We start from the raw sequence: 7,560 nt of genomic DNA, 5'->3' as shown, positions 1-7,560 counted from the left end.
TCGCACCCGAGGCCCAGAAGTTTTTCGCCGCCGAAATGAAGGCCCAGACGACGGAAGTCGCCGGCAGCCATGCTTCGCTCATCGTCCACGCGAAGGAAGTCGCCGCGGTCATTGAAAAGGCCGCGCTTGTGAAATGACGATTGGGCTCCCGGCGCCTTCGTGCCGGGAGCCCAACGCTCGTCCTGAGGAATAGGCACGCCTGGGCCAGTCTCGCGATCCAAGAAAGGAAAGATATTGCAATTCGAGTGTCGGCTTTTGGGCAATAGCAATCATCGTCGTTGCTGCCTGGATAGGGCCGGAACCCGACATTCAAACCGAGACGCTACCGATCTTCTCCAGCAACTCAGGCAATTCGCCGAGGTGGACGAGTTCGCGAAAGCGCGGCTCGCCGAGCGGGGGCTCGACATGCTCGAACACCCAGGTCAGCGGATGCGGGACGAAGACGCCCCAGCTTCCAGCCCGGATCGCCGGAACCACGTCGGATTTCAGCGAATTGCCGATCATCATAGCATGTTCGGCGCCGTCGCCGTGGCGGGCGAAGATACGCTCGTAGGTGGCCGTCGACTTGTCGCTGACGATCTCGACCGCGTCGAAAAAATCGCCCAGACCGGACTGCGCCAGCTTGCGCTCCTGGTCGAACAGGTCGCCCTTGGTGATCAGCACGATGCGGTAGTCGCCCGCCAGCCCTGCAAGCGTTTCCGCGGCGTGCGGCAAGGTCTCGACCGGATGCGACAGCATCTCGCGGCCGGCCTCGAGGATCTGGGCGATCACGGCGGCGGGCACCCTGCCCTCGGTGACCTCGACCGCCGTCTCGATCATCGACAGCGTAAATCCCTTTATGCCGAAGCCGTAATGCGCGAGGTTGCGTTTTTCCGCTTCCAGCAGCCGGAAGACCAGGTCGTCCGGCGCGGCGTATTCGGCGAGCAGCGCCTGGAACCGCTCCTCCGTCAGCCGGAAGAACTGTTCGTTCTGCCAGAGCGTGTCGTCGGCGTCAAAGCCGATCGTGGTTACCGCAGCCATCGGTGTCTCATCGTTTCGGCACGGCCTATCGCGCGGCGCGCGGCAAGACAACCGGCGGCCTCGATCAACTTTCCAGCGACGCCTGCCGCGCCTCTTCCAGAATCCATTCTCGGAACAGGACGATGCGCGGATCGTCGGCCGCCGCGGTCGGATAGGCCAGGTGATAGGCGTATTCCGGCGCCATCTTTATGCCGAGGTCGAAAGGCCGCACCAGCCGGCCTTCCGAAAGGTCGGTTGCAACCATCGAGAAATCGCAGAGCGCGACGACGCTGCCCTCGATCGCCGCCTGGGTGACATAGGACGAGGAGGTGAACAGCACGCAGCGGCTGTCGTCGAAATCCTCGACGCCGGCGGCCGCCATCCACATGCGCCAGTTCGGCCAGGTGACGCCTTGCCGCGACCATTCGATGTGGACCAGCGTGTGGCGCAGCAGGTCGCGCGGCACCTTCAGCGGCGGTCCGGATTTCAGCAGGCGCGGGCTGCACACCGGGAAGATCACATTGTCGAACAGCCTGTGGGTGGTGACGCCGGGATATTTGCCGGCGCCGAAGCGGACCGCGATGTCCACATCGTCGTGGTCGAAATCGCGAAGGTCGTAGGAGATGTCGAAACGCAGATCGATGTCCGGCCATTTTGCCCGGAACCGGTCGAGCCGCGGCACCATCCATTTGGAAGCAAATGTCCCGTCGAGCGTCAGCTTGAGCTGCATGACGCCGCGCGACAGTTTTTTCGCCCGCGTCACCGCCTTGGCAAGGCCGTCCAGCGCCTCGACCGCCGCTTCGTGGAAAACCACACCGGCCTCGGTCAAGCGGATACTGCGGCTGTTGCGGACGAACAGCGCCATGCCGAGCTGGTCCTCGGTCTCCTTGATCTGATGGCTGACGGCAGCGGGCGTCAGGCCCAACTCCGCAGCCGCCCGCGAGAAATTCAGGTGGCGGCTGGCCGCATCGAACACTTTTAACGCACGCGTGCCTGGGATTTGGAGCGTCATGGCATCTTCAAACGAAATTCATAGATGGTTCAAATATTGCTCGTTTTTCCTTTTCATTTCAACGGCGTATTTTGAGGCTACACGATAGTCCTTGAAAGGCTTTTGAGATGTCCGCCCTGACCGTTTCAACCCACAGGCACCGGGATTCCCGGCTGTCGTCTCTCGCGCTGCGTTTGCTGGAATTCCTGCATGCGTCGATTTCGCGGCATCAGGCGATCGAGGAACTCGACAAACTGTCGGATCACGACCTGCAGGACGTAGGCCTAGAGCGCCGCGACATCGCTGCGCGGATCGACAGCGAGATGAACCGGATCAGCTTGCGGACGCTCGGGCGCTAGATTTCAGGCGTTCCCCGCGCCGCAACGTCAAGGCTTGGCTGGAGTCACGATCTCGTAGGTGCAGGCGAAGGACGCGGCGGCGATGCGGTAGGTGTCACTCGGGTCGGAAGGCACTTGCACGATGGCGTCGCCGGGCTTGGCCACCATCTGCTCGCCCCACGGCGCCTTGAAGGTGAATTCGCCGATCTCCGCCGAAACGATGAAATAGCCCATGTCGCCGCCCTTCGGCGCGAAGCTGCGGTAGCCCTGCGCGTCGGGCTCCGACCGGGGCTCGCCGTAGCGTGTCGGGAATTTTGCTGCCTTGACGAGTATTTCCTCGTTGCCGGTCTCCGGGCACCTGTTGCGCACCACCCAGTCCCCGGCTTCGGCCGGCTTGGACTTGGTCTCCACGCCTTCGCCCTTGATGATGGTGACGACGACCTCGCCGGCTACCGCCGGGCGTGCGTCGACAAGCTTTGTCTTGTGCGCGATGCCAGCCTTGCCTTCGGCCTTGACCTTCTCGAACAACTCGACCAGGTTCTTTTCGGGAGCCGTCTGCGCGGAGGCGGATGAAAATGCCAGCACAGCGCCGGCCATGAGACCTGCGAAGAGTGCGACGCGTCCGGTTTCCATCAGGCCTCTCCCAAAACTGTGCAGTGCAAAAAGGAAAGCACGAATAGGGGCCGAAGCCAATCCGCGCCCGTAAAAATCCAAGTGCGATTCCTTTGAAATGTTCTTGATATGTTCTTATCCATCTGCTACGCGTGGAGATGGCGAGTCAAGCGGGTTTCACGGGTTGGGAACAGCGTCCTGTGGATGACAGGCGGGACTGTGGAGGGCATGCCGGAAAGGGGGAAGATGGAGACGGCCGACATTGACTCGGTGCCGACTGCTTCTGCTACCGAGAGGCGGGCTAGATCGAGGAAATCATGGCAGAGGCAGCACGCAAATTCGGCGTTGCGGAAACACCGCTTTATCGCGAGGCGCCGAACAATATCGAGGCCGAGCAGGCGCTGCTCGGGGCGATTCTCGTCAACAACGACGCCTTCTACCGCGTCTCGGATTTCTTGAAGTCGGCGCATTTCTACGAGCCGCTGCACCGCAAGATTTTCGAGGTGGCGGGCGAACTGATCCGGATGGGCAAGATGGCCAATCCGGTGACGATGAAGACATTCCTGCCGGCCGACGAGAAGGTGGGCGACATGACCGTCGCGCATTACCTCGCCCGGCTGGCGGCAGAGGCGGTGACTATCATCAACGCCTCCGATTATGGCCGCGCCATCTACGATCTGGCGACGCGGCGCGCGCTGATCACGGTCGGCGAGGACATGGTCAACATCGCCTACGACGCGCCGGTCGACATGGCGCCGCAGGAGCAGATCGAGGACGCCGAGCGGCGGCTGTTCGAGCTGGCCGAAACGGGGCGCTATGACGGCGGCTTCGAGAGTTTTTCCGACGCGATCAAGACGGCGATCGACATGGCCGGCGCCGCCTATATGCGCGATGGCCACCTGTCCGGCATCGCGACGGGACTGCGCGACCTCGATAACCGGATGGGCGGGCTGCAGCCATCCGACCTGATCGTGCTGGCGGGTCGCCCGGGCATGGGCAAGACCTCGCTGGTCACCAACATCGCCTTTAACGTCGCCCACGCCTACGAGCCGGCGCAGCAGGCAGACGGTTCGTTCAAGGCGAAGAATGGCGGCGTGGTCGGCTTCTTCTCGCTGGAAATGTCGTCCGAACAGCTCGCCACCCGTATCATTTCCGAGCAGGCGGAAGTTCCCTCGTCCAAAATCAGGCGCGGCGACCTGACCGAAACCGATTTCGAAAAACTGGTCGGCTGCACGCAGATGCTGCAGAAAATCCCGCTGTTCATCGATTCGACCGGCGGCATTTCCATCGCCCAGCTCGCGGCGCGCGCCCGGCGACTGAAGCGCCAACGCGGGCTGGACGTCATCGTCATCGATTATATCCAGCTCATGACCGGATCATCGAAGCGCGCCAGCGAGAACCGGGTTCAGGAGATCACCGAGATCACCACCGGGCTGAAGGCGCTGGCCAAGGAACTCGCTGTACCGATCATCGCGCTGTCGCAGCTTTCGCGACAGGTGGAAAGCCGCGAGGACAAGCGGCCGCAACTTTCGGACCTGCGCGAATCGGGCTCGATCGAGCAGGACGCCGACGTGGTCATCTTCGTCTATCGCGAGGAATATTATTTGAAGAACAAGGAGCCGAAGCCCGGCACCGACGAATACATCAAATGGGAAGGCGCAATGAACGAGGCGCGTGGCAAGGCCGAGGTGATCGTGGCCAAGCAGCGCCATGGCCCGACCGGTACCGTGGGACTGGGCTTTCAGGGCGAGTTCACGCGCTTCTTCGACCTGGCGGAGGATTCTCATTTGCCGGAAAGGTATGAGTGATCCGGACGATTGGTGGGAATTTTCCGCAAATCATGCAATATATGTAACATGCATAAGATGCATGAAAGGGCACGGACATGATCAAGGTCAGCTCGGCGGAATTCCAGCGCAATATCGGCCGCTATCAGGACATGGCCATGACACAGCCGGTTTTTGTCACGCGCAACGGGCGGGAACGGACGGTTACGGTCTCTGTCGAGGAGTATCGTCGGTTGAAGCGGCGTGATCGGCAGGTGCTTCGGCTCGAGGATTTCACCGAAGAAATGATCGCGGCGATCGAGGCCAGCGAGCCCTCGCCTGAAGCCGAAGCCTTCAATCATGAATACAAAGGCTGATTTTGGCGGCGCTTCCGAAGCCGATCCCAGGATTGGTCATTCGCTACAGCTATCTGTGGGCGAATGAACACGATGCCGGTCGCGAAGAAGGTCGAAAAGACAGACCCTGTGCCATAATAGTCGCTGTCGAAACCGACGAAGGCGCCACGTCCGTAGTCGTGCTGCCCATATCCCATAGTCCGCTTGGTGGCGCGCCAGCCCTCGAGATTCCTCAAGACACCAAACACCGCCTCGGCTTGGATGACGAGCGATCCTGGATCGTTCTTTCGGAAGCCAATCAATTCATCTGGCCTGGTTTTGATATCCGATTCTCGAAGCCGGGCGACGCATCGAGTGTCGCCTATGGCCATCTACCCGCCAACTTCTTTCGAGATCTACGCATGGCTTTCGTCAAGGAACTTCGCAAGAAACGCGCCCGTCTGGTATCGAGATCGTCGTAGGTGGCCAAATCCCGCGTCCAGTTCATCTGCCAGGCTTGCGGCAACGTCACGTCGCGCTGGGCGGGCAAGTGCGAGGCCTGCGGCGAGTGGAACACGCTGGTCGAGGAAGGCACGGCCGGCGGCATCGGCAGCGGGCCGGCGTCGATGCGCTCGACGCGCAAGGGGCGGGCCGTCGTTCTGACGTCGCTTTCCGGCGAGATCGAGGATGCGCCGCGCATTGCGTCGGGAATTTCCGAACTCGACCGCGCCACCGGCGGCGGTTTTGTCCGAGGCTCGGCGCTGCTGGTCGGCGGCGATCCGGGCATCGGCAAGTCGACGCTGCTGACCCAGGCGGCCGCGGCGCTGGCCAGCAAGGGCCACCGCATCGTCTACGTCTCGGGCGAGGAGGCGGTCGCGCAGATCAGACTGCGCGCCCAGCGGCTCGGTGTCGCGAATTCATCGGTGGAACTCGCCGCAGAAACCAATGTCGAGGATATTCTGGCCACCATCGCCGACGGCAAGCGGCCAGACCTCGTCATCCTCGATTCGATCCAGACGCTTTGGACCGACGCTGCCGAATCGGCGCCGGGGACCGTGACGCAGGTACGCGCGGCGGCGCAGACGCTGATCCGCTACGCAAAATCGACGGGCGCGGCGATCGTGCTGGTCGGCCATGTCACCAAGGAGGGGCAGATCGCAGGCCCGCGCGTCGTCGAGCATATGGTCGACGCGGTGCTGTATTTCGAGGGCGAAGGCGGGCACCACTACCGCATCCTGCGCACGGTGAAGAACCGATTCGGGCCGACCGACGAGATCGGCGTGTTCGAAATGTCCGACAAGGGGCTGCGCGAGGTATCGAACCCCTCCGAGCTTTTCCTCGGCGAGCGGCATGCGAAAGCGCCGGGGGCTGCGGTGTTCGCCGGCATCGAGGGCACGCGGCCGGTGCTGGTGGAAATCCAGGCGCTCGTGGCGCCGACCTCGCTCGGCACGCCGCGCCGCGCCGTCGTCGGCTGGGACGGGGCGCGGCTCGCCATGGTGCTCGCCGTGCTGGAGGCGCATTGCGGCGTGCGCTTCGGCACGCATGACGTCTATCTGAATGTAGCCGGCGGCTACCGGATTTCCGAGCCTGCCGCCGATCTGGCGGTCGCGGCGGCCCTGGTCTCGTCGCTTACCGGCCTTGCCCTTCCCGCCGATTGCGTCTATTTCGGCGAAATCAGCCTTTCGGGTGCGATCAGGCCGGTTGCGCATGCGCAGCAGCGTCTGAAAGAAGCGGAAAAGCTGGGCTTTGGACAGGCGGTCCTGCCGCGCGGCAGCGAGGAACCTGGCATCGGCGCAGCGGCATTCCAGCCCGCGACGCTGACGGACCTGGTTATCCGGATCGCCGGTTCGCTCAGACGCGACACGGACGACTGATCGGAAGCGGGCGGCGCGACGGGCCATGAAGTGGGGATTGAATGCCGATAACGCTGCTTGACGGAGTCCTCGTCGGCTTCACGCTCGTCTCCGCCATGCTCGCCATGGTCCGTGGTTTTTCACGCGAGGTGCTGTCGATCGTCTCGTGGGTCGCGGCGGCGGCGGCGGCGTATTTCTTCTACAAGCCCGTGCTGCCCTACGTTGAGCCCTATCTCGACAACGAGCTGTTCGCCATGGTGGCGGCCGCCGGCATCGTGTTCATCGTGGCGCTGATCATCGTCTCGCTGATCACCATGAAGATCGCCGACCTGATCATCGATTCGCGCATCGGTGCGCTCGACCGCACGCTGGGCTTCCTCTATGGCGCGGCGCGCGGCGTGCTGGTCGTCGCGGTCGCCCTGCTGTTGTTCAAGGGGCTGGTCGGCGGCCAGCAACCGCCGTCGATCGCCAACGCCAAGTCGCGGCCGATGCTGGAAAGCATCGGCAACTGGCTGGAAGGCCTGTTGCCGGCGAATCCGGAAAGCCTGCTTCCAAAGAAGATAATCCCCGACGAAGCGGAGCCGGACGCGCAGCAGCCCGAAGCCCCGGCGGCGGACGCGCCGCCCGCCGAGCCAGCGCCTGAAGCGCCGCCGGCCGACGCCGCAC

General features: G+C 63.0%; 9 protein-coding genes and 1 pseudogene. 6 read left to right on the top strand and 4 right to left on the bottom strand.

Annotated features, from left to right (window positions below; genetic code table 11):
• Positions 1–137, top strand: a pseudogene (locus ACH196_RS37395) (alpha/beta hydrolase); the annotation flags it as partial.
• A gap of 172 nt (positions 138–309) precedes the next feature.
• On the opposite strand, the gene ACH196_RS37390 reads toward ACH196_RS37395, so the two are convergent.
• On the bottom strand, positions 310–1,020 hold the full coding sequence (locus ACH196_RS37390) for an HAD family hydrolase (protein ID WP_396651879.1): 711 nt from the start codon (positions 1,018–1,020) through the stop codon (positions 310–312).
• A gap of 64 nt (positions 1,021–1,084) precedes the next feature.
• The gene (gene gcvA, locus ACH196_RS37385; protein WP_396651878.1) at positions 1,085–2,011 is read right to left on the bottom strand and encodes a transcriptional regulator GcvA; all 927 of its coding nucleotides are present in this window, start codon (positions 2,009–2,011) and stop codon (positions 1,085–1,087) included.
• 107 nt (positions 2,012–2,118) lie between these two features.
• Between gcvA and ACH196_RS37380 the strand changes: the two genes are divergently transcribed.
• Entirely contained in the window at positions 2,119–2,349 is a 231-nt protein-coding gene (locus ACH196_RS37380; protein ID WP_396651877.1) for a DUF1127 domain-containing protein, read from the top strand.
• 27 nt (positions 2,350–2,376) lie between these two features.
• On the opposite strand, the gene ACH196_RS37375 is transcribed toward ACH196_RS37380, so the two are convergent.
• Entirely contained in the window at positions 2,377–2,961 is a 585-nt protein-coding gene (locus tag ACH196_RS37375) for a hypothetical protein (RefSeq protein ID WP_396651876.1), read from the bottom strand.
• Between the two features lie 296 nt (positions 2,962–3,257).
• Between ACH196_RS37375 and ACH196_RS37370 the strand changes: the two genes are divergently transcribed.
• Both ACH196_RS37370 and ACH196_RS37365 read left to right on the top strand, forming a co-directional pair.
• Positions 3,258–4,748, top strand: a complete 1,491-nt coding sequence (locus ACH196_RS37370; protein ID WP_396651875.1) for a replicative DNA helicase — start codon at positions 3,258–3,260, stop codon at positions 4,746–4,748.
• Between the two features lie 77 nt (positions 4,749–4,825).
• Positions 4,826–5,083 (top strand): type II toxin-antitoxin system Phd/YefM family antitoxin, encoded by a 258-nt coding sequence (locus ACH196_RS37365; RefSeq protein ID WP_349006448.1) that lies wholly within the window; start codon positions 4,826–4,828, stop codon positions 5,081–5,083.
• Here ACH196_RS37365 and ACH196_RS37360 read toward each other — a convergent pair.
• A complete protein-coding gene (locus tag ACH196_RS37360) occupies positions 5,065–5,433 on the bottom strand; it encodes a hypothetical protein (protein WP_396651874.1) in 369 nt (122 codons plus the stop codon). The two genes, ACH196_RS37365 and ACH196_RS37360, sit on opposite strands and share 19 nt — an antisense overlap.
• Positions 5,434–5,523: 90 nt before the next feature.
• On the opposite strand from ACH196_RS37360, the gene radA reads away from it, so the two are divergent.
• Complete coding sequence (gene radA / locus ACH196_RS37355) at positions 5,524–6,915, top strand: DNA repair protein RadA (protein WP_396651873.1); 1,392 nt, start codon at positions 5,524–5,526, stop codon at positions 6,913–6,915.
• Between the two features lie 41 nt (positions 6,916–6,956).
• A partial coding sequence (locus ACH196_RS37350) for a CvpA family protein (protein WP_396651872.1) occupies positions 6,957–7,560 on the top strand: 604 nt, incomplete at its 3' end.

Origin of the sequence: Mesorhizobium sp. IMUNJ 23232 (assembly GCF_044326205.1) — a bacterium.
In the GTDB taxonomy this organism is placed as follows: domain Bacteria; phylum Pseudomonadota; class Alphaproteobacteria; order Rhizobiales; family Rhizobiaceae; genus Kumtagia.
Note: the sequence above shows the minus strand (reverse complement) of the source record. Positions and strands in the feature narration are given on the sequence as shown.